Origin of the sequence: Cellulomonas sp. JH27-2, from assembly GCF_014837175.1 — a bacterium.
Lineage (GTDB): Bacteria > Actinomycetota > Actinomycetes > Actinomycetales > Cellulomonadaceae > Cellulomonas.
The window spans coordinates 825628-846558 of record NZ_JACYFR010000002.1 but is presented as its reverse complement, the minus strand read 5'-3'; the positions used below and the strand labels follow the sequence as shown (position 1 = coordinate 846558).

20 protein-coding genes are annotated in these 20931 nt (G+C 72.6%); 14 read left to right on the top strand and 6 right to left on the bottom strand.

Annotated features, from left to right (window positions below):
* Window positions 1-18: 18 nt before the first annotated feature.
* Window positions 19-789, top strand: a complete 771-nt coding sequence (gene fabI / locus IC607_RS08870) for an enoyl-ACP reductase FabI (RefSeq protein WP_191786962.1) — start codon at window positions 19-21, stop codon at window positions 787-789.
* Between the two features lie 15 nt (window positions 790-804).
* A complete protein-coding gene (locus IC607_RS08865; protein ID WP_191786961.1) occupies window positions 805-1341 on the top strand; it encodes a histidine phosphatase family protein in 537 nt (178 codons plus the stop codon).
* Between the two features lie 22 nt (window positions 1342-1363).
* Here IC607_RS08865 and serB read toward each other — a convergent pair whose 3' ends face one another.
* Complete coding sequence (gene serB / locus IC607_RS08860; protein WP_370526099.1) at window positions 1364-1999, bottom strand: phosphoserine phosphatase SerB; 636 nt, start codon at window positions 1997-1999, stop codon at window positions 1364-1366.
* 38 nt (window positions 2000-2037) lie between these two features.
* On the bottom strand, window positions 2038-3279 hold the full coding sequence (gene glgC, locus IC607_RS08855; protein ID WP_191786960.1) for a glucose-1-phosphate adenylyltransferase: 1242 nt from the start codon (window positions 3277-3279) through the stop codon (window positions 2038-2040).
* A gap of 108 nt (window positions 3280-3387) precedes the next feature.
* Here glgC and glgA point away from each other — a divergent pair, with 108 nt between their 5' ends.
* Window positions 3388-4614, top strand: coding sequence for a glycogen synthase (gene glgA / locus IC607_RS08850; RefSeq protein WP_191786959.1), 1227 nt, complete (start codon window positions 3388-3390; stop codon window positions 4612-4614).
* Window positions 4615-4650: 36 nt separating this feature from the next.
* Here the strand turns inward: glgA and IC607_RS08845 are convergent, their stop codons facing one another.
* Window positions 4651-5424: a hypothetical protein gene (locus IC607_RS08845; RefSeq protein WP_191786958.1), complete on the bottom strand. Its 774-nt coding sequence runs from the start codon at window positions 5422-5424 to the stop codon at window positions 4651-4653.
* 110 nt (window positions 5425-5534) lie between these two features.
* Between IC607_RS08845 and IC607_RS08840 the strand changes: the two genes are divergently transcribed.
* The 9 genes from IC607_RS08840 (at window position 5535) to IC607_RS08800 (ending at window position 17753) form a co-directional block, all read left to right on the top strand.
* Window positions 5535-6320: an ABC transporter ATP-binding protein gene (locus IC607_RS08840; RefSeq protein WP_191786957.1), complete on the top strand. Its 786-nt coding sequence runs from the start codon at window positions 5535-5537 to the stop codon at window positions 6318-6320.
* A 94-nt stretch (window positions 6321-6414) separates the two neighbouring features.
* On the top strand, window positions 6415-6876 hold the full coding sequence (locus tag IC607_RS08835; protein ID WP_191786956.1) for an NfeD family protein: 462 nt from the start codon (window positions 6415-6417) through the stop codon (window positions 6874-6876).
* Window positions 6877-6930: 54 nt separating this feature from the next.
* Complete coding sequence (locus IC607_RS08830; protein ID WP_191786955.1) at window positions 6931-8148, top strand: SPFH domain-containing protein; 1218 nt, start codon at window positions 6931-6933, stop codon at window positions 8146-8148.
* 33 nt (window positions 8149-8181) lie between these two features.
* Window positions 8182-8859: a TetR/AcrR family transcriptional regulator gene (locus IC607_RS08825; RefSeq protein ID WP_191786954.1), complete on the top strand. Its 678-nt coding sequence runs from the start codon at window positions 8182-8184 to the stop codon at window positions 8857-8859.
* Window positions 8859-10604 (top strand): ABC transporter ATP-binding protein, encoded by a 1746-nt coding sequence (locus tag IC607_RS08820; protein WP_191786953.1) that lies wholly within the window; start codon window positions 8859-8861, stop codon window positions 10602-10604. The genes IC607_RS08825 and IC607_RS08820 overlap by 1 nt, the downstream gene beginning before the upstream one ends.
* On the top strand, window positions 10601-12574 hold the full coding sequence (locus IC607_RS08815; RefSeq protein ID WP_191786952.1) for an ABC transporter ATP-binding protein: 1974 nt from the start codon (window positions 10601-10603) through the stop codon (window positions 12572-12574). The genes IC607_RS08820 and IC607_RS08815 overlap by 4 nt, the downstream gene beginning before the upstream one ends.
* Window positions 12575-12712: 138 nt before the next feature.
* Window positions 12713-15568: a hypothetical protein gene (locus tag IC607_RS08810; protein WP_191786951.1), complete on the top strand. Its 2856-nt coding sequence runs from the start codon at window positions 12713-12715 to the stop codon at window positions 15566-15568.
* Between the two features lie 63 nt (window positions 15569-15631).
* Entirely contained in the window at window positions 15632-16921 is a 1290-nt protein-coding gene (locus tag IC607_RS08805; protein ID WP_191786950.1) for a sugar MFS transporter, read from the top strand.
* A gap of 4 nt (window positions 16922-16925) precedes the next feature.
* On the top strand, window positions 16926-17753 hold the full coding sequence (locus IC607_RS08800; protein ID WP_191786949.1) for an RNA methyltransferase: 828 nt from the start codon (window positions 16926-16928) through the stop codon (window positions 17751-17753).
* Here the strand turns inward: IC607_RS08800 and IC607_RS08795 are convergent.
* A complete protein-coding gene (locus IC607_RS08795) occupies window positions 17700-18383 on the bottom strand; it encodes a DUF2625 family protein (protein WP_191786948.1) in 684 nt (227 codons plus the stop codon). The two genes, IC607_RS08800 and IC607_RS08795, sit on opposite strands and share 54 nt — an antisense overlap.
* A gap of 59 nt (window positions 18384-18442) precedes the next feature.
* On the opposite strand from IC607_RS08795, the gene IC607_RS08790 reads away from it, so the two are divergent.
* Window positions 18443-19198 carry a class I SAM-dependent methyltransferase gene (locus tag IC607_RS08790; RefSeq protein ID WP_191786947.1) on the top strand — a complete coding sequence of 252 codons (756 nt, stop codon included), beginning with the start codon at window positions 18443-18445 and terminating at the stop codon, window positions 19196-19198.
* 22 nt (window positions 19199-19220) lie between these two features.
* On the top strand, window positions 19221-19844 hold the full coding sequence (locus IC607_RS08785) for a TOPRIM nucleotidyl transferase/hydrolase domain-containing protein (RefSeq protein WP_191786946.1): 624 nt from the start codon (window positions 19221-19223) through the stop codon (window positions 19842-19844).
* Here the strand turns inward: IC607_RS08785 and IC607_RS08780 are convergent.
* Window positions 19841-20404, bottom strand: a complete 564-nt coding sequence (locus IC607_RS08780; RefSeq protein WP_191786945.1) for a YbaK/EbsC family protein — start codon at window positions 20402-20404, stop codon at window positions 19841-19843. The genes IC607_RS08785 and IC607_RS08780 overlap by 4 nt on opposite strands.
* On the bottom strand, window positions 20401-20931 hold the full coding sequence (locus tag IC607_RS08775) for a YbhB/YbcL family Raf kinase inhibitor-like protein (protein WP_191786944.1): 531 nt from the start codon (window positions 20929-20931) through the stop codon (window positions 20401-20403). The genes IC607_RS08780 and IC607_RS08775 overlap by 4 nt, the downstream gene beginning before the upstream one ends.

Genomic DNA, 20931 nt, shown 5'->3' with positions numbered 1-20931 from the left:
CACAGAACGGAGACCGACATGGGTCTGCTCGAAGGCAAGAAGCTGCTCGTCACCGGCGTCCTCACGGACGGCTCGATCGCGTTCCACGTCGCGCGCCTGGCCCAGCAGGAGGGCGCCCAGGTGGTGCTGACCTCGTTCGGCCGCCAGTTCCGGCTCACCCAGGCCATCGCGCGTCGCCTGCCGGCCCCCGCGGAGGTGGTCCAGCTCGACGTCACCGACGCCGAGGACCTGGCCGCGCTGGCCGACCGCGTCCGCGAGGCCGGGCTCGACCAGCTCGACGGCGTCGTGCACTCCATCGGTTTCGCACCCCAGTCCGTCATGGGCGGCAACTTCCTGGCCGGCGAGTGGGCGGACGTCGCCACGGCGCTCGAGGTCTCGGCGTTCTCGCTGAAGTCGTTGGCCGTGGCCGCGCAGCCGCTGCTGACCCGCGGTTCGTCGATCGTCGGCCTGACGTTCGACGCGTCCTTCGCGTGGCCGGTCTACGACTGGATGGGTGTCGCCAAGGCGGCGTTCGAGTCGACGTCGCGCTACCTGGCCCGTGACCTGGGCGCCTCGGGCGTCCGCGTCAACCTCGTCTCCGCCGGCCCGATCCGCACCACGGCCGCGAAGTCGATCCCCGGCTTCGAGTCGATGGAGGGCGGCTGGCCCGACCGTGCGCCGCTCGGCTGGGACGTCACCGACCCCGAGCCCACGGCCCGTGCCGTCGCCGCGCTGCTGTCCGACTGGTTCCCCGCGACCACCGCGGAGATCATCCACGTCGACGGTGGCGTGCACGCCATGGGTCTGTGATGGGACGCTGAGCGGGTGACGAAACCTGCTGGACCCGCCGGCGAGCTGCGACGTCTGGTGCTGCTCCGGCACGCCAAGGCCGAGCACCCCGAGCGGGTCGAGGACCACGAACGTGCCCTCGCGCTGCCCGGCCGGAAGCAGGCGTCCCGGCTGGGTGCCGCGATGACCGCCGCCGGTGTGGCACCCGACCTGGTGCTGTGCTCGTCGAGCCTGCGCACCCGGCAGACGTGGGAGCTGGGCAGCGTCGGCCTCGACGCGCAGCCCCGGGTCGAGCTGCGCGACGAGGTGTACTCGGCGGACGGCCGGTCGCTGCTGGAGCTCGTGCGTCAGGTCGACGACGAGGTCCGCACGCTGCTCGTCGTCGGGCACGAGCCGACCATGTCCTTCGCCGCGGAGCTGCTCGCCGGTCCGGGGTCCGACGAAGCCGCCTACCTGCGCGTGCAGGTGGGCGTGCCGACCGCGAGCTGGTCGGTGCTCGAGGCGGACGCGCCGTTCTCGCAGTGGCAGGCCTCGGCCGCGACCCTCGTCGCGCTGCACACGCCGTCGTCGTAGCGCGTCAGAACAGACCAGTGCGTCAGCGCTGGAACGGCGGGAGGGTCAGGACGGCGTCGAGGCGGTCGGTGACGGCGGCGTCGGCCTGCTCGACGACCACGGGCTTGGCGTTGAACGCGATACCGAAGCCGGCGGCCGCGAGCATGTCGAGGTCGTTGGCGCCGTCGCCGATCGCGACGGTGTCGGCGAGGTCGGCACCGACGGCAGCCGCGTAGTCGCGCAGCGCCACCGCCTTCGCGGCCCGGTCGACCACGGGGCCGGTGACGCGGCCGGTGAGCAGGCCGTCGGCCACCTCGAGGGCGTTGGCGCGCACGAGCTCGATCCCCAGCGGCTGTGCCAGCGGCGCGACGACCTCGATGAACCCGCCGGAGACGAGGCCGACCGACCAGCCGCGTGACTGCACCTGCGCCACCAGCTCGGCGGCTCCGGGCGTCAGCTCGACCTGCGCACGCACCTCGTCGAAGACGCCCACCGGAAGGCCGGCCAAGGTCGCCACGCGCTCGTGCAGCGACGCCGCGAAATCGAGCTCGCCGCGCATGGCCCGTTCGGTGATCGCGGCGACGAGCTCCTGCGATCCCGCGCGCGCGGCCAACAGCTCGATCACCTCGCTCGTGATGAGGGTCGAGTCGACGTCCATGACGAGCAGGCGCGGGTTCACGCGGTGCAGGGTAGCGACTCCCGGGACGCCCCCGGTGATCAGTCCGTGATGACGGCGCCCTTGGGGACGACGGTGATGCCGGACTCGGTGACCGTGAACCCGCGAGCACGGTCGTGCTCGTGGTCCAGCCCGATGCGGACCCGCTCCGGGACCACCACGTTCTTGTCGATGATCGCGCGGTGCACCTGCGCGTACCGCTCCACGTGCACGTTGTCCATGATCACGGAGTCGGTGACCTGGGCCCACGAGTGCAGCCGGACGCCGGGGGACAGGACCGAGCCGGAGACCGTCGCACCGGAGACGACGACGCCGGGCGAGACGATCGAGTCCGCGGCATGGCCCAGCCGACCTGCGCCGGCGTGCACGAACTTGGCCGGCGGCAGCCCCGTGTAGCCCGTGAACAGCGGCCACTCGTCGTTGTAGAGGTTGAACACCGGCTCGATCGCGATGAGGTCCGTGTTGGCCTCGTAGTAGGCGTCGAGCGTCCCGACGTCGCGCCAGTAGTCGCGGTCGCGGGGCGTCGAGCCGGGGACGTCGTTGCGCAGGAAGTCGTACACACCGGCCGTGCCGCGCTCGACGAAGTACGGCGCGATGTCGCCGCCCATGTCGTGGCGCGAGGTGGCGTTCTCGGCGTCCCGCGTCACCGCTGCGACCAGTGCGTCCGCGTTGGCCACGTAGTTCCCCATCGACGCGAGGATCTCGCCGGGGGAGTCCACCAGGCCGACCGGGTCGGTCGGCTTCTCGCGGAAGGCCGCGATGCGGGTGGGGTCCTTCGGGTCCACCTCGATGACGCCGAACTGGTCGGCCTCCTCGATGGGCTGGCGGATCGCGGCGACCGTGAACTCGGCGCCCGACGCGATGTGCGCGTCCACCATCTGGGAGAAGTCCATCCGGTAGACGTGGTCCGCGCCGACGACCACGACGATGTCCGGGCGCTCGTCCTCGATGATGTTGAGGCACTGGTAGATGGCGTCCGCGCTGCCCAGGTACCAGTGCTTGCCGACGCGCTGCTGCGCGGGGACGGCCGCGACGTAGTTGCCCAGCAGCGGCGACATGCGCCACGTCTTGGACACGTGCCGGTCCAGGCTGTGGGACTTGTACTGCGTCAGCACGATGACGTGCAGGTAGTGCGAGTTGATGACGTTGGACAACGCGAAGTCCACGAGGCGGTAGATGCCGCCGAACGGGACGGCCGGCTTGGCGCGGTGGGCGGTCAGCGGCATGAGTCGCTTGCCCTCTCCACCTGCGAGGACGATTGCGAGGACGCGCGGCGCTGCCATGGCGACGACCCTAGGCCCCGACCGCGTCCGTGGCGAGGCGTGAGGGCGTCGGCGCGCTAGCGTGTCGCAGGTCACCGGCCGTCGGCGCCGGGGCAGAGGGAGGATCCGGTGCGCGTCGACCTGCTGACCCGCGAGTACCCGCCGCACGTCTACGGCGGTGCGGGCGTGCACGTGGTGGGGCTGACCGAGGTGCTGCGGCGCAGCATCGACGTGCGCGTGCACTGCTTCGAGGGCCCGCGCGACGAGGCCTCGGTCCGCGGCTACTCCACGCCGGCCGAGCTGGCCGGGGCGAACGCCGCGCTGCAGACGTTGGGCGTCGACCTGGAGATGGCCGACGCGGTCGGCCACGTGGGCTCCGACGGCGTCGCGAGCGACCTGGTGCACTCCCACACCTGGTACGCCAACTTCGGCGGCCACGTCGCGTCGCTGCTGCACGACCTGCCGCACGTCATCACCGCCCACAGCCTGGAGCCCCTGCGGCCGTGGAAGTCCGAGCAGCTGGGCGGCGGCTACGCGGTGTCGAGCTGGGTGGAGCGCACGGCGTACGAGTCCGCGGCTGCCGTGATCGCCGTCAGCGGTGGGATGCGGGCCGACATCCTGAGGTCCTACCCGTCCGTCGACCCCGAGCGCGTCAAGGTGGTCCACAACGGCATCGACCTGGACGGCTGGCGTCGTCCGACGAGCGAGCAGGACCTGGTCCGCGACGACGCGACCGTGCGGGCGCTCGGCATCGACCCGACCCGGCCGGCCGTCGTCTTCGTCGGACGGATCACGCGGCAGAAGGGCCTGCCCTACTTCCTGCGCGCCGCCGAGCAGCTGCCCCCGGAGGTGCAGGTCGTGCTCTGCGCCGGCGCGCCGGACACCCCGCAGATCGCGGCCGAGGTCACCGGCCTCGTCGACCGTCTGCGTGAGAAGCGCTCGGGTGTGGTGTGGATCGAGCAGATGCTGCCGCGCCAGGACCTCGTCGCCGTCCTGGCGCACGGCACGGTGTTCGCGTGCCCGTCGGTCTACGAGCCGCTCGGGATCGTGAACCTCGAGGCCATGGCCGTGGGGCTGCCCGTCGTCGGGACCGCGACGGGCGGCATCCCGGAGGTGGTCGACGACGGCGTCACGGGCTGGCTCGTGCCGATCGACCAGGTGCAGGACGGGACCGGCACACCGATCGACCCCGACCGGTTCGTCGGCGACCTGGGGGCCGCGCTGGTCGAGGCCGTCTCCGATCCCGACCGTGCGGCCGCGTGGGGTGTCGCCGCCCGACGCCGCGTCGAGGAGCACTTCTCCTGGGACGCGATCGCGGCCCGGACGCTGGACGTCTACCGCGCCGTGGTGCGCTGACCGGGGCGTTCGTCCGGCTGGGCGCCCGGGCGCCGCTCAGGGGGACGGGAACGTCACCGCGGCCGCCATCGCGCGCCGTGACATCCGGTCCACGTCGCGCAGCGCCGCCGATCGCTGGTCCGCCTGCCACAGGCTCACCGCCCCGCCGTCGTCGCGCGTGGCCAGCGCAACGATGCCCCGCAGCCGGGCGGCGCTGGCGAGGATGCGGGCTCGTCGGCCGTCCAGGTGCGGAGGCAGGCGCCAGTGCGGCAGCGCACCCTCGCGCAGCGCCGCGACCAGGTCCGCGTCCTCGTCGTGCCACCGCGCGACGTCGAGCCGGACCAACGCCTCCGTGACGGTGATCAGCCCCTGGCGGAGCTCGCGGTCCGCGTCCTGCAGGGAGCCGTTGCGGGCCTGGGCGGCCAGCCGCCAGTCGTCGACCTCCGTGAGGTGCCACGTCACCACGTGACCGGGCTCGAGGGCCGAGCCGAAGGCCGTCACGTCGGGGACCGCGGCCCACGAGCGCGTCCCCGTCCGCAGCAGCAGGCACTCGCCGGCCTCGATGGCCGCGGCGCTGACCGATGCGGGCGCGCCACCGGCGTCGCCGGGCGCCAGCACCAGCGCGGTCGCCTCCGTCGGCCCTGCCGCGGTCCACGCCGCGACGGCCTGCGCGAGCGGAACGGGGGAGCTTCCGTCGGTGACGACGTGTGGCTCGTCGTCGCCCTGGACGGCGTGCAGCAGGTCGGCCGGGCGGGCCGGGGCGCCGTCCAGGTCCGGTGCGAGCCACAGGGCGAGGAGCACCGATCGGGGCAGGTGGAGCGCGTCGTTCACGACGACAACGGTAGGTGAGCCGGACGCCGTCGGAGCGACCTGCCGACGGCGTGACGTGGGACACGTGTCGTGCGCGGCGCGGGCCCGTGCCCGACGGTTAGGGTCGTGCCATGACCGACGTGCTGGACCTCAAGGACGTGACCATCCGGCGGGGGACGACGACGATCCTCGACGACGTGTCCTGGACGGTGCGTGAGGGTGAGCGCTGGGTGGTGCTGGGCCGTAACGGCGCCGGCAAGACCACGTTGCTGCAGGTCGCGTCCGGGCGCATGCACCCCACGCGCGGCTCGGCCGAGCTGCTCGGCGAGCAGCTCGGGAAGGTCGACGTCTTCGAGCTGCGCCCTCGCATCGGGCTGTCGAGCGCCGCGCTCGCCGACCGGATCCCGTCGGGGGAGACCGTGCGGGACGTCGTGCTCACGGCCGCCTACGGCGTGACCGGGCGCTGGCGGGAGTCGTACGAGGAGCTCGATGAGTCCCGGGCCGCGGACCTGCTCGCGGCCTTCGGGGTCGACCACCTGGCGGACCGGTACTTCGGCACCCTGTCCGAGGGGGAGCGCAAGCGCGTGCAGATCGCGCGCTCGCTCATGACCGACCCGGAGCTGCTGCTGCTCGACGAGCCGGCTGCCGGCCTGGACCTGGGGGGCCGCGAGGAGCTCGTCGCCGCCTTGGCCGAGCTGGCCGCGGACCCGAAGTCGCCGGTGCTCGTCCTGGTCACCCACCACGTCGAGGAGATCCCGCCCGGCTTCACGCACCTGCTGCTGCTCAAGGACGGCCGGGTGCACGCCGCGGGCCCCGTCGCCGAGGTGCTGACCGCGTCCACGCTGTCGGAGGCGTTCGGGCTCGATCTCGTCGTCGACCACAACGGCGAGCGGTGGGCCGCGCGCGCGGCCGGCTGAGGAAAACCTCAGAACTTCGCAAAGAAGTCATCTAGGATCGGTCGAGGAGCCTGACCCGGACCGGGGCGGGCGCGGCCGAAGGAGGCCTGGTCCGATGGACTGGCTGTGGTGGCTCGGTGCGGCGCTGGTGTTCGGCATCCTCGAGATGCTGTCGCTGGACCTCGTGCTCATCATGATCGCCGGCGGTTCGATCGCGGGTGCCATCGCGAGCGCCCTCGGGGCTCCCGTCTGGTTGCAGTTCGTCGTCGCCGCCGTAGCCGCCGTGCTGCTGCTGGCGACGCTGCGGCCGTTCCTGCTGCGACGCCTGCGCGAGCGGACGCCGTTGGAGGAGACCAACACCATGGCCCTCGTCGGCAAGCCCGCGGTGGTCGTGGCCACCGTGACGCCCGAAGGGGGACGCGTGAAGCTGCACGGCGAGGTGTGGAGCGCTCGGACCGACCAGGCCGAGCAGCTCACGCCCGGCACGCAGGTGCAGGTCACCCGGATCGACGGGGCCACCGCGGTGATCGCGCGCGCCACCGGGGCAGCCGAGTCCGTAGACCCGCAGGACCACTGACACCCTGCGGGCGCCCACACGTGCGTCCGCCCCACCCACCGACGAAGGAGCTTCATGGACGACCCCAGCGGCGGCCAGATCGCCCTCTACATCGTGCTCGGCCTTGTCCTGCTGTTCGTCCTGATCGGGCTGGTTCGCGCCGTGCGGATCGTGCCGCAGGCGACCGCGATCATCGTCGAGCGCCTGGGTCGGTACTCGCGCACGCTCGACGCCGGCCTGCACCTGCTGATCCCGTTCATCGACCGGGTGCGCGCAGGGGTGGACCTGCGCGAGCAGGTGGTCTCCTTCCCGCCGCAGCCCGTCATCACCTCGGACAACCTCGTCGTCAGCATCGACACGGTCATCTACTTCCAGGTCACCGAGCCGAAGTCGGCGGTCTACGAGATCGCCAACTACATCACCGGCATCGAGCAGCTCACGGTCACGACCCTGCGCAACGTGGTCGGTTCCATGGACCTCGAGCAGACGCTGACGAGCCGCGACCAGATCAACGGCCAGCTGCGCGGGGTGCTCGACGAGGCGACCGGGCGCTGGGGCGTGCGCGTCAACCGCGTGGAGCTCAAGAGCATCGACCCGCCGGACAGCATCAAGGGCTCGATGGAGCAGCAGATGCGTGCCGAGCGTGACCGTCGTGCGGCGATCCTGACGGCCGAGGGCGTCAAGCAGTCGCAGATCCTCACGGCCGAGGGTGAGAAGCAGGCTGCGATCCTGCGGGCCGAGGGCTCGGCGCAGTCGACGATCCTCACCGCCGAGGGTGAGGCGCGGGCAATCCTGCAGGTGTTCGACGCCGTCCACCGCGGCGACGCCGACCCCAAGCTGCTGGCGTACCAGTACCTGCAGGTGCTGCCGAAGATCGCGGCCAGCCCGTCGAGCAAGATGTGGTTCCTGCCGTCGGAGCTCAGCGGCGCCCTGAACGCGTTCGCGAAGGGCTTCGCGGGCGGCGACGACGGCGACGACGGTGGCGCGTTCCCGATGCGCCCCGCGGGCTCGTCGCCGCTGGCCGACGACCTGCCGCCCACGACGCTCACCGACCCGGCCGAGGCGCTCGCCGAGGCCAAGCGCGAGTCGGCCGCCGCGACGGCGGACGCCACGAGCGCAGGCAACCTCAGCGGTCGTCCGTTCGACGCCGGCGCCGAGCTGGGGCAGCGCCCCGGTGCGGGCGCGGCGCCGCTGCGGACGGACTCCGGCCCCCACCCCGCTCCCGCTCCCGCCCAGGACTCCGCGGCGGAGCAGGCGCCGTCGCTGGAGAAGGAGGATGGCGCCGGGCAGTAGCGGAGTGAGTGCTCACTCAGTTATGGTCGCCGCATGACGGTGGCTTCCGACGAGCGCGGCGTGGCCCGACCGGGTCGCGCCGCGCCGTTGCCTCCCGACGAGCGCCGCCGCGCGATCCTCGACGCGGTCCGGCCCCTGGTGCTGGCCCGTGGGGCGTCCGTGACGACGAAGGAGCTGGCGCAGGCCGCCGGTGTCGCGGAAGGGACGCTGTTCCGGGTGTTCGCCGACAAGACGACGCTGGTGCGGGACGTGGTCCACGCGGCGATCGACCCGGCCTCGGCGGTGCCGGAGCTCGACGCGATCGATCGGGCGTCCTGGCTGGAGCACCGCCTGACGCGCGTCTTCGAGATCGGGTTCGAGCAGATCACCGCCACGATCCGATGGGTCGGCGTCCTGCACGAGCTCGCCCGCGACGACGTGGGCGTGTCACGGACTCGGGCCGAGACGGGCCGAGCCTGGATCGAGTCCCAGGAGGCCGGCGAGGAAGCCGTGCGCGCGGCGCTGGCCCGCGTCCTCGAGCCGGACGCCGACAGGTTCGCCCGGCCGCTCGCCGACGTCGTCGAGCTGCTCGACGTGCTCATCGTCGGCGCCTCCATGCAGGCCGTGAATGCCGCCCGCCGTGGACGTGCGCCCACCCAACCGCCCGTCGCCCAGCTCGTCGACACCTTCTTGCACGGTGTCCTCGCCCCGACCCCCACCAGGAGCTCGTGATGCTCGGAACACTGCTGAAGGTGCATCTGCGCCCCTACCGCAGGGACGTGACCATCGTCGTCGTCCTGCAGCTCGTGCAGACGCTCGCCACCCTCTACCTGCCCAGCCTCAACGCCCGCATCATCGACGACGGGGTCGTCCAGGGCGACACCGACGAGATCATGCGGCTGGGCGGCATCATGCTCGCCGTCAGCCTGCTGCAGGTGGTCTGCGCCGTGGTCGCGGTCTACTTCGCCGCGCGGGCCGCGATGGGGTTCGGCCGCGACGTCCGCGGGCGCCTGTTCGGGCACGTGCAGACGTTCTCGGCCCAGGAGGTCGGCAAGTTCGGTGCGCCGACATTGATCACGCGCTCGACGAACGACGTCCAGCAGGTCCAGATGGTCGTGCTGATGACGTTCACCTTCATGATCATGGCGCCGATCATGCTGATCGGCGGCGTGATCATGGCGCTCCAGGAGGACGTGGGCCTGTCGGCCATCCTGCTGTTCTCGGTCCCGGCGCTCGGCATCATCGTCGGCCTGGTCGTGTCGCGGATGATCCCGTACTTCCGCCAGATGCAGAAGCGGATCGACGCGATCAACCGCGTGATGCGCGAGCAGATCGCCGGCATCCGGGTGGTCCGTGCGTTCGTGCGCGAGGAGCGCGAGTCGCGCCGCTTCGGTGAGGCCAACGAGGCGCTGTACACGACCTCGCTGCGCACCGGTCAGCTCATGGCGCTGATGTTCCCCGCGGTCATGGTGGTGCTCAACGTGACGAGCGTGGGCGTGCTGTGGTTCGGTGGCCGGCGCATCGACTCCGGGGAGATGCAGATCGGGGCGCTGACCGCGTTCCTGTCCTACATCGCCTACATCCTCATGGCCGTGATGATGAGCACGATGATGTTCGTCATGCTGCCGCGCGCGGTGGTGTCCGCGGGGCGCATCGGCGAGGTGCTGGACACGGAGACGACCGTGCTGCCGCCCACGGTCCCCGTCGCGCTCCCGACGGGCGAGCGAGCGCGACCGGGGCTGCTCGAGCTCCGCGACGTCGAGTTCGGCTACCCGGGCGCCGAGCAGCAGGTGCTGCACGGCGTCGACCTGGTGGCGGAGCCGGGGCGGACCACGGCCATCATCGGGTCCACCGGATCGGGCAAGACGACGCTCGTCAACCTGGTCCCGCGGCTGTTCGACGTGACCGGCGGCCGCGTGCTGCTCGACGGGGTCGACGTGCGGGACCTTGCGCCGGACGACCTGTGGGAGCAGGTGGCGATCGTGCCGCAGAAGCCCTACCTGTTCTCGGGCACCGTGCGGTCCAACCTGGAGTACGGCAAGCCCGGGGCGTCCGACGACGAGCTGTGGCACGCCCTCGAGGTGGCCCAGGGTCGCGACTTCGTGGAGGCGATGCCTGGCGGCCTCGACGCACCGATCTCGCAGGGTGGTACCAACGTCTCGGGTGGCCAGAGACAACGTCTGGCCATCGCCCGGGCGCTCGTCAGACGACCGCACCTGTACCTGTTCGACGACTCGTTCTCGGCGCTCGACTACGCGACCGACGCGGCCCTGCGGGCGGCGCTGATCCCGGAGACGCGCGACGCGGCGGTCCTCGTGGTCGCGCAGCGGGTGGCCACCATCCGGCATGCCGACTCGATCGTCGTGCTGGAGGAGGGGGCCGTGGTGGGCGTCGGGACGCACGAGGAGCTGCTGGCCTCGAACGAGACCTACCAGGAGATCGTGTACTCGCAGGTCAGTGCGGAGGAGGCGGCATGAGCGGCGAGAAGACGACGACCGTCAAGCGGCCGCCGATGCGCGGCCCGGGCCCGATGGGCAACATGGGCATGCCCGGGGAGAAGTCGACCAACTTCCGGGCGTCCGGCATGCGGTTCCTCAAGGAGCTGCGGCCGGAGCGCACCAAGATCGCGCTCGTCGGACTGCTCGCCGTCGCGTCGGTGTTCCTCGCGGTCGTCGGGCCCAAGCTGCTCGGCAACGCGACCAACGTCATCTTCGCCGGCGTCGTCGGCAAGGAGCTGCCCGAGCAGTTCCACGGCATGACGCAGGACCAGGTGGTCGCGGCGCTGCGGCAGGCGGACCAGGGCACGTTCGCCGACACGATCTCGGGCATCGACGGGCTGGTGCCCGGGCAGGGGATCGACTTCGGGCACCTGCGCGGCATCCTCGTCGTCGTCCTGCTGGTGTACCTGGGCTCGTTCCTGTTCGGCTGGGCCCAGGGCCGGATCACGGCCGGCGTGGTGCAGCGCGTGGTGCTGCGGCTGCGCGCGGACGTCGAGGCGAAGCTGTCCCGGCTGCCGCTGAAGTACATCGACTCCCAGCCGCGCGGCGAGCTGCTCAGCCGCGTCACCAACGACATCGACAACGTGTCGCAGACGCTGCAGCAGACGCTCAGCCAGCTCATCACCTCGGTGCTCACCGTGGTCGGCGTGCTCGTGATGATGTTCTGGATCTCGCCGCTGCTGGCGCTCGTCGCGCTCGTCACGGTGCCACTGTCGATGATCGTCGCCGCGCAGATCGCCAAGCGGTCCAAGCCGCAGTTCGTGCAGCAGTGGGCCAGCACCGGCGAGGTCAACGCGCACGTCGAGGAGATGTTCACCGGCCACACGCTCGTGACGGTGTTCGGTCGCCAGCACGAGGCGGCGGAGGTCTTCGCCGAGCGGAACGAGAAGCTGTACGAGGCCAGCTTCAAGGCCCAGTTCATCTCCGGCACCATCCAGCCGGCGCTCGGCTTCCTGGCCAACCTCAACTACGTGATCGTCGCGGTCGTCGGCGGCCTACGCGTCGCGTCGGGGACCATGTCGCTGGGCGACGTGCAGGCGTTCATCCAGTACAGCCGCCAGTTCACGCAGCCCATCACGCAGATCGCGTCGATGGCCAACCTGCTGCAGTCCGGCATCGCGTCGGTCGAGCGCGTCTTCGAGCTGCTGGACGCCGAGGAGCAGGACCCGGACCCGGAGCCTGCGCAGCCGCTGCCCGAGCCGGTGCAGGGACGCGTCGCGTTCGAGCACGTCGCGTTCAGCTACAAGCCCGACGAGCCGCTCATCACGGACCTGTCCCTGGTCGCGGAGCCTGGCCAGACGATCGCCATCGTCGGACCCACGGGTGCCGGCAAGACGACGCTCGTCAACCTGATCATGCGGTTCTACGAGGTGGACGGCGGCCGCATCACGCTGGACGGTGTCGACACCCGCGCGACCACCCGTGACGCGCTGCGCTCCGAGATGGGCATGGTCCTGCAGGACACGTGGCTGTTCGGCGGGACCATCGCGGAGAACATCGCCTACGGCGTCGAGCACGCGACGATGGAGCAGATCGTCGAGGCCGCCGAGGCGACCCACGTCGACCGGTTCGTGCGCACGCTTCCCGACGGGTACGACACGGTCATCGACGACGAAGGGGCAAACGTCTCCGCGGGGGAGAAGCAGCTGCTCACGATCGCGCGCGCGTTCCTGGCCGACCCGAGCATCCTGATCCTCGACGAGGCGACCAGCTCGGTCGACACCCGCACCGAGGTGCTGGTGCAGCAGGCCATGAACACGCTGCGTTCGGGGCGCACGTCGTTCGTCATCGCGCACCGCCTGTCCACCATCCGCGACGCCGACATCATCCTGGTGATGGAGCACGGCTCGATCGTCGAGCAGGGCTCGCACGACGAGCTGCTCGAGGCCGGCGGCGCCTACGCCCGCCTGTACGCGAGCCAGTTCGCAGGCGCCGCCACGGAGGAATGACTCGTTGCGTCCGAGCAAGTGGTCGCCATAGCGACCACTTGCTCGGACGTCGGCGTGGGTGAAAGGGGCAATCGGGGCATAGCGGGCGAGGGGTCTGCGTCGGTAGCGTCGGGTGATACCTCTGGCGGAGGGGGAGCCGTGCGACTGCTGGTCCGGCGTGGTGCCAAGGACCGTCCCACGGACGCGCCCGACGTCCTGGAGCTGCGGGTGCACGGTGTCGCCAACACCCCGCCGGCCGCGATGCTCGGCCTGCCGCCCGACGAGGTCGAGCAGGTGGACGGTGACGCGCTCGGCAGCTTCTGGGCGCCGACGGCGAAGTCGCTCGCCACCGAGCGCCGGCCCGGCGATCCCCGCACGCCGGCGCCCGGGGTGCGGCGAGAGGGCTACTCGTGGGGCGCGATGGCGCGCCTGTCCACCGTCCCGGCGATCGGGCGGGCGAGCGGCCTGGTGGCGGGCGTGATCCGGGCACTGTGGGTGCTGATCATCCCGTTCGGCCTGGCCAACGTGGCGTACTGGTCGCGGGATGCCGACGAGCCGCACGGTCGCCGCTCGTCGGCCGCGGGCGGCATGGTCCGGCTCTTCGGCCTGGCGCTCACGTTGCTGTGGGTCGCGACGACGGCCACCGTGATGCTCGGCATCGTCGGCGCGCAGTGCTATGGCGCGCGAACGGCGCTCGAGATCGACGGGCAGACCAGCGACGTCGACTACGTGATGACCTGCTCGGCGCTCCCGCACCAGCTCGACTCGTGGGCACGCTGGGAGTCGGGGCCGCGCACGGCCGTCCTCGCGCTGCTCGCCGCCGGCGCCGTGCTGGCGCTCGCGGCCGTCGGGTCCACGGGGCAGCTGCGCTACGAGCGACGCACGTCGGGCACCAAGGGACGCGGGCTCACCGCGAGCGCGCCGCCCGACGACGGGTCCGTGTGGCCGATGCTGGCGCGGCCAGGCTTCTGGACCCATGCCAAGCGGTCGTCGGTGCTCTGGTTCCAGCATCTGGCCGCTGCGTTCGCGCTGCTCGCGGCCCTGCTCGGCTGGCACTTCCTGTACCGCGACGAGCCCGGCTGCCGGCGGGCCACCGGCTTCGGGGAGCGCGGGTGCGCTGGTCCGCGCGTGTGGGCGGCGTCGGACCGGTGGTACTGGGCGGTGATCGTCGTGGTCGCCGTCGCCGTGCTGGTGATCGTGGCCGTGCGGGTGGGACGCGTGCGCCTCGATCCGCTGCCGCACGCGGGCCAGCAGCCCGCCATCAAGCCCGACGTCGAGGTGAGCCGGCGCGTCGACGGTGTGGTGCTCGCTGTCGCCCTGGTGCTGTTCGCGGCCGCCGTCGTCGTGGTGGCGCGCTCGGGCGACGAGCCGCTGCGCCCGGCCGACCCGACCGCCGTGCCGTTCCTCGGGCTCGCGGCCGTGCCGAGCCTGCTCATCGGGCTCATGGTGCTGCTGTGCGTCGTCGCGCTCGGTGTCCGCGCCCGGGTACCGGCACTCCTCTGGGCGCCGCTCGTGGTCGTCGCGCTCGTTGCCGCCGTGCTCGCGTTGATGTGGCCGGACGGAGCTGCGGGCATCGCGTCGCGCACCGTGTCCGGGGTGGCGTTCGTCGTGCTGCTCGTCGTGACGGTCGTCGCCGGCCGCGGGCGCGCGGCCCGTGGACGGGAGGGATGGGCAGGACGCGGGCCGTTCGTGCTGCTGTCGATGGCCGGCGGCGTGGCCATGGTGCTCAGCGCGTCGACCGTCCTCGGGATCGTCGCGTGGCTCCAGGCGCCGGGCGCACCCGAGAACGCGACCGTCCCGCAAGCGGTCACCGACGCACTCACCGACCTCGACGCCGCCGACCGGCTGCGCGAGCCCGTCCTCGCCCAGGTCCCCGCCGCGGCCCAGCTCGTGACCCCGCCCGGGTACCTCGAGTTCGCCATCATGAGCGTCGCGGGACTGGCGGTCCTGGTGCTCGTCGTCCTGGTCCTGGCGCTGCGTATGGCGGTGCTCTCCCGTGTCCCGCTGCCGGTGGTGCCCGGCCAGGTGGTCGCGGCCAAGCCCACCACCAGCGAGGAGAGCGCCGTGCAGCGCGGCCGGCGCCACGCCGCCCTCGCGCAACGGGCCGAGCGCATCGTCGGCGTGCTCGGGATCGTGTTCTTCCTCGCGCTGGCCGGCACGCTCGTGCTGCCCGACCCGGACCGCCAGTTCGGCGGTGTGGCCGGCGCCGCGTGGGACCTGGCCGTGCAGTGGTCGACCAAGGCGGTCGTGGTCGCCTTCGGGCTCGTCGTCGGGTCAGTGGTGCTCGCCGGGTCCAAGCAGTCGCTCGCGCGGCCGTGGGGGCTGCTGTGGGACCTCATGTGCTTCCTGCCCCGGGCGGCGCACCCGTTCGCACCGCCCTGCTACGCCGAGCGCGTGGTCCCGGAGCTGCGCTCGCGGATCGACGTGTGGCTCGGGGACGACCGGGCGAGCAGCGAGGTGGGCGCCGCCGAGCAGCGCATGCTCGCGCGGCGCCGGGTCGTGCTGTCGGCGCACAGCCTGGGTGGCGTCGTCGCCGTCGCCACCCTGCTGGCGCGGTGGGACGGTCCCCGGGGCGCCGACGACGACCGCGTCGCGCTGCTCACCTACGGCACGCAGCTGCGCGCCTACTTCGGGCGGTTCTTCCCCGAGCTGTTCGGCCCGGCCGTGCTCGGGACCCACCCGTCGTCGGCCCCGCGCGTGTGGGTCGCCGACCCGTGGGACGTGCGTGTCCCGCCGCCGGTGGCGCCGGTCGGGGTGACGGTCGTCGAGTCGCTGACCTGCGACGGTGCGGTCCGCTGGCGCAGCCTGTGGCGTCGCACCGACTTCATCGGCTTCCCGGTGGACGCGTACGCGCCCACCGCGACGAGCATCGACCGTCCGGCGCAGGAGGTGGACCAGGCGGCGTACCTGCTCACGATCGACGCGCACTCCGGGTACCCGGACACCGCCGAGTACGGCACCCAGATGGGTGAGCTCGTCGCGCTGCTGCGCAAGGTCCCGGTCCGCGACGACTAGCGGGCCCTAGGCTCACCGCATGACCACCGACCGAGCGGTAGGCCGTGACCCGGTGGCCGGCGCATGACGATCGACCGGACCGCCGAACGCGCCCGCTTCCACCGGGACCGGCTGACGTTCACCTTCTACGGCAGCTTCGTGATCTGGGGCTGGCTGTTGTACAGCTTCAACCCGAGCGTCTCGCTGCTGGCCGACGACTTCGACATCTCCAAGGCGCAGGCCGGTCTGCACGGCACGGCCATGGCCGTCGGCGGGGTGGTGGCGGCGCTGGTCACGCCGCGGATGGTGGTCGGGACCGGGCGTCGAGGGGCCCTGTACGCCGGGTGCGGCGCCGTGGCGGTGGGCACGAGCGCGCTCCTGCTCGCCCCGTCGCTGGTGTGGAGCCTGCCCGCGGTGGTCGTGCTCGCGGTCGGCGGCAACATGGCGATCAGCGCCGCGCAGCCGGGGCTCGCGCTCCACCACGGTCCAGCCGCGTCCGCAGCACTGACCGAGGCCAACGGGGTCGGCTCGAGCCTGGGGCTGATCGGTCCGCTGGCGGTCGGGGCGTGCGTCGCCGTCGGGTGGGGCTGGCGTCCCGCGGTGGCGGTCACGGTCGTCATCGCGGTGGCGACGGCCGTGCTGGTGTCGCGGGCACCCGACGGTGGCGCGATGACCCCGCCCGTCCGCAGCGTGTCGCCGCCGGGAACCCCTCCCGAGGCGACCGACGCGGTCGTCGCGTCGGTCGACGCGATGGCCGTCGGCGGCGGCGACCCGGCCGGCGCGTCCCACGCGGTTCGCAGCGCACTGAACCATCTGCCCGCCTGGTGCTTCCTCGTCGCGGTCGTCGCGGCCATCGCCATGGAGATGAGCACCACGTACTGGGCCACGGACCTGGTGCGCGAGCAGACCGGCGCCGGTGCGGGGATCGCGGCGGCGACCACCGCCGGGCTGCTCGTCGGCATGTCGACCATCCGCTTCGTCATGGGGCCCGTGTCGCTGCGCATCGCACCGGCGCGGATCCTGGCAGCCGGGTTCGCGGTCGCCATCGTCGGCTGGGCGATCCTGTGGAGCGCGACGACCCCGGCGACGGCGATCGTCGGCCTCGTCGTCGCCGGCCTCGGCTATGGCGTGCAGTACCCGCTGTCGATCTCGCTGCTCATCGCCTCGGCACCCGGCGCCGACGACGCCGCCCAGGCTCGGGCGACGTTCGCCGGCAGCCTCGCGGTCGGCGTCGGCCCGTTCGCGCTCGGAGCGCTCGCGGACCAGGTCGGCATCCACACGGCGTTCGTCGTCGTGCCGCTCGTCGCGGTGCTCGGCTGCGTCGCCGCCGTCGTCGGTGGGCGTCTGGTGCGGCCCGCGCGGCTGGAAGAATGACGGCGTGCCCCGCCTGGACCTGCAGACCGTCACCGACCCCGCCGACGAGCGCCTCGCCGACTACGTCTCCCTGACCGACGTCGCGCTGCGCTCCAAGCACGAGCCGGCGAAGGGCCTGTACATCGCGGAGAGCTCCACGGTCCTGGGCCGCGCGCTGGCCGCCGGTCACCGGGCCCGCTCGGTGCTGCTGGCCCCGCGGTGGGTCCCGGACCTGGAGGCGATGGTCGCAGCGCTGCCCGACGACGACGACGAGGTGGTACCCGTCTACGTCGCCGACGAACCCGTCCTCGAGGTGATCACCGGTTTCCACGTCCACCGCGGCGCGCTCGCGGCGATGCACCGCCCGCCGCTCGCGCCCGTCGCCGACGTCCTGGCCGGTGCGCGTCGCGTCGCGGTGCTCGAGGACATCGTCGACCACACGAACGTCGGCGCGGCCTTCCGCTCCGCGGCCGCGCTGGGCGTCGACGCCGTGCTGGTGACCCCGCGCTGCGCCGACCCGCTCTACCGCCGCTCGGTCCGCGTCTCGATGGGGACCGTCTTCCAGGTCCCGTGGACGCGCATCGACCCGTGGCCCGCCGGGCTCGACGAGCTGCGCGAAGCCGGCTTCGTCACCGCGGCCCTCGCGTTGTCCGACGACGCGATCACGCTCGACGACCTGGTCACCGAGAACCCGGATCGGCTGGCGCTCGTGCTCGGCGCCGAGGGGCACGGGCTCAAGGCCACGACCATCGCGTCCTGCGACCGCGTCGTGCGCATCCCGATGGCTGGCGGAGTCGACTCACTCAACGTCGCCGCCGCCGCGGCCGTGGCGTTCTGGGCGACGCGGGTCTGATGGCCCGAGCTGGCGGGCGAGTTCGCCATACACGTACCAGAGCTCAGCCAGCGGGACGGCGGTCCGGCGTGTGCGAGCGATGTCCTGACCTTCGACGGTGCAGGGGAACGGGTAGCACGAGATCCCGTGGTCCAGCGCGAGGTGCTCCACCTCGCTGCGCCAGCCGGGCCATCGCATGTCGGCGAAGAACTGCTCGGCATCGCCCGACAGGGCCCAGGTGACGAGGTCCGCGTGGCCGAGGCCGAGCGGTAGCCATTCCAGGGTGTCCGGCCCCCAGTAGCAGACCTCTCCCCGAGCGGCCCCGAGGCCTCCACCGTCGATCGCGAACAGCCCGCCCATCACGTCGTGGCCGACGACGAGCCGGTCCGCCCGCGAGCCGCCCTGCTCGCTCGCGGTGAGCACGTCGGCAAGGTCATGACCTCCGCCTGCGTGGAGCCGCAGCCAGCCATGGTCCACGATGAGGCCGCCGGTGTTCAGGACCATCGCGCCGAGGTACGAGCGCTGGGTCAGACCGAGAGCGCCGGCAGCGCGTGCCCCGAGATCTCCGGCGGGCGCCAGCAGTCGTACGTCCAGGGGTGAGGCGTCGACGAGCCCGAGCAGCTCTTCCCAGGCTGATGGTTGGTCCGGCACCCCGCGATCGTACGAGTGTTGTCGGCGCGAGCGATGGATGGACATGGCAGGCTGGCGCCATGCGTTCCTTCGACGAGCTCGTGGCCGAGGGTGACGCGGCGGACGTCTCCGGGTGGGGGTTCGGTTGGCTGGACGGGCGGGCCACCGAGGAGCGGCCGCCGTGGAGCTACGTGACGATCCTCGGTGAGCGGCTGGCGCAGGTCCGGTCCGCGCTCGACCTGGACACCGGCGGCGGTGAGGTGCTCGACGAGGCGTCGACGTTCCCGCCGCGCATGGTCGTCACGGAGGGGTGGCCGCCGAACGCGGCGCAGGCGCGTGACCGGCTGGGGCCGCGTGGGGTCGAGGTGGTCGAGGTGCGCCCCGGCGAGCGGCTGCCGTTCGACGACGGGTCGTTCGAGCTGGTCACGTCGCGGCACCCCGTCGCGCCGGACTGGGCGGAGATCCATCGCGTGCTCGCGCCGGGCGGCCACTACGTCGCGCAGCACGTGGGGCCGGCGTCGGCGTTCGAGCTGATCGAGTACTTCCTCGGCCCGCTGCCGGAGAACCGCAAGGGGCGCGACCCCGTGGCCGAGACGGCTGCCGCGCGCGACGCCGGGCTCGAGATCGTCGACCTGCGGACGGCGCGCTGCCGGATCGAGGTCTTCGACGTCGGCGCCGTCGTCTGGCTCTTGCGCAAGTGCGTGTGGTGGGTGCCGGACTTCAGTGTCGAGCGGTACCGCTCCCGGCTCGTCGAGCTCGACGCCCAGCTGCGCGGCGGCACGCCCTTCGTCGCGCACTCCACCCGGCACCTGGTCGATGCGCGGCGACCGGCCTGACGGCGCCGCGGTCGAGGCCGACGTGCCCGAACTCGGCCCCGACGCGCCGCAGCGGGCGACCGCTCGCGCGCTCGATCGGCTGCCGGGTGCGGCGGCGGTCGTGCTCGTCGAGGGGATCAGCGACGAGCAGGCCGTCCTCGCCGCAGCCGACGGCCTGGGTCGGGACCTGGTCGACGAGCACGTGGTCGTCGTCCCCGTCGGGGGCGCGCACGCAGTCGACCGGACGCTGGGGATCGTGGCGGCGACGGTGCCGGACGGTCGCGTCGCCGGTCTGTACGACGTGGCGGAGGAGCCCGTCGTACGCCGCGCGCTGATCCGGCGCGGTCTCGTCGGGCCGCTCGAGGACCTGTCCTCCGCGGGCTTTCACGTCTGCCGGCTGGACCTGGAGGATGAGCTGATCCGTGCGCTCGGTGCGCGGTCGGTCATCGACGTCGTCGAACGGGCCGGCGACGGCAACGCGCTGCGAACCTTGCAGGACCAGCAGGCCTGGCGTGATCAACCCGTCGAGGCCCAGCTGCGGCGCTTTCTCGGCAGCGGGGCCAGCCGCAAGATCCGCTACGGCCGGCTCCTCGTGCAGGAGGCGGCGACCCGCGGCGTGCTGCCCGCTCCGCTCGCCGGCGTGCTCGACGCCGTTCGCGACCGCTAGAGCGCCAGTCCTTCGACGACCTCGACGCCCGGCATCGTCGCCAGCAGCGCGCCCGGCAAGGCGAGCTTCGAGTGCCGCACGCCGCTGCCGATGACCACCATGCCGCCCGCGTCGGGGTCGTCGAGCGGCACGCGGCCGTCCAGCAGCAGCCGGTAGCCGTCCGGCAGGCCGACGGGCGTGATGCCGCCGTACTCCATGCCGGACTCCTCGGTGGCGCGCTCCATCGGCAGGAACGAGCACTTGCGCACGTCCAGCAGCCGCTTGACCGTCGAGTTGACGTCGGCCCTCGTCGTCGCGCGCACCAACGCTGCCGCGATCTTCTCCGTGCCCTCGCGGCGACCCGCCACCAGGACGCAGTTCACGGACGCCGACGGCGGCAGCGCGTAGGCCGCGGTGAGCGCCGCGGTGTCCGCGTCCTGCGGGTCGATGGGCGCGACGACGACCTCGTCGGCCACCCGCGGCTCGCTCTGCACCCAGCGCGTCAGGGCATCGGCCGTGCTGGGCGCGACGAGCTCCAGGTTGTCCAGGGCGGGCAGCCAGGCCAGGGTGCCGAGGTTCATGCGCCGGTCTGCTGGTAGGTGCCGATCAGCACGGCGCGGGCGATGGTGTGGAACACCGCCGCCGTGTTGGCGGCGCCGGGCATCGCGTCCTTCGACAGCCCCATGCTGGCGACGTCGAGCGCGTGGACGGCGAAGTAGTACCGGTGCTCCGCGTCGCGCGGCGGGGGAGCGGCGCCCACGTACTCCGCCCTGCCGTCATCACCCCGCAGGGCGAACGTGCCCGTCGGGGCGGCGGTGCCGCGAGCCAGCTCGGTCAGGTCGGCCGGCAGGTCCAGCAGGGTCCAGTGCCACCAGCCCGATGGGCCGGGGGCGTCCGGGTCGAAGCAGGACACCAGGAACGACTGCGTCTCTTCCGGGAAGCCGGACCACGCGAGGTGCGGGGAGACGTTGGCGCCCTTGTCCGTGTTCGTGTGCTCGTCGGGCAGGCGCTCGCCGTGCTCGAAGTCGTCGCTGCGCAGCGTGAAGCTCGGGACGTGGGGGAGCAGCTCGTACGGGTCGGGGGCCTGCGGTCGGCGAAGAGAGATCAT

Bases quoted from the DNA above. Each gene is read 5' to 3' on its own strand.
- fabI (WP_191786962.1), top strand. From the start codon at position 19: ATGGGTCTGCTCGAAGGCAAGAAGCTGCTCGTCACCGGCGTCCTCACG.
- glgC (WP_191786960.1), bottom strand. From the start codon at position 3,279: ATGGCAGCGCCGCGCGTCCTCGCAATCGTCCTCGCAGGTGGAGAGGGC.
- IC607_RS08840 (WP_191786957.1), top strand. From the start codon at position 5,535: ATGACCGACGTGCTGGACCTCAAGGACGTGACCATCCGGCGGGGGACG.
- IC607_RS08835 (WP_191786956.1), top strand. From the start codon at position 6,415: ATGGACTGGCTGTGGTGGCTCGGTGCGGCGCTGGTGTTCGGCATCCTC.
- IC607_RS08830 (WP_191786955.1), top strand. From the start codon at position 6,931: ATGGACGACCCCAGCGGCGGCCAGATCGCCCTCTACATCGTGCTCGGC.
- IC607_RS08825 (WP_191786954.1), top strand. From the start codon at position 8,182: ATGACGGTGGCTTCCGACGAGCGCGGCGTGGCCCGACCGGGTCGCGCC.
- IC607_RS08820 (WP_191786953.1), top strand. From the start codon at position 8,859: ATGCTCGGAACACTGCTGAAGGTGCATCTGCGCCCCTACCGCAGGGAC.
- IC607_RS08815 (WP_191786952.1), top strand. From the start codon at position 10,601: ATGAGCGGCGAGAAGACGACGACCGTCAAGCGGCCGCCGATGCGCGGC.
- IC607_RS08805 (WP_191786950.1), top strand. From the start codon at position 15,632: ATGACGATCGACCGGACCGCCGAACGCGCCCGCTTCCACCGGGACCGG.
- IC607_RS08790 (WP_191786947.1), top strand. From the start codon at position 18,443: ATGCGTTCCTTCGACGAGCTCGTGGCCGAGGGTGACGCGGCGGACGTC.
- IC607_RS08780 (WP_191786945.1), bottom strand. From the start codon at position 20,404: ATGAACCTCGGCACCCTGGCCTGGCTGCCCGCCCTGGACAACCTGGAG.
- IC607_RS08775 (WP_191786944.1), bottom strand. From the start codon at position 20,931: ATGATCTCTCTTCGCCGACCGCAGGCCCCCGACCCGTACGAGCTGCTC.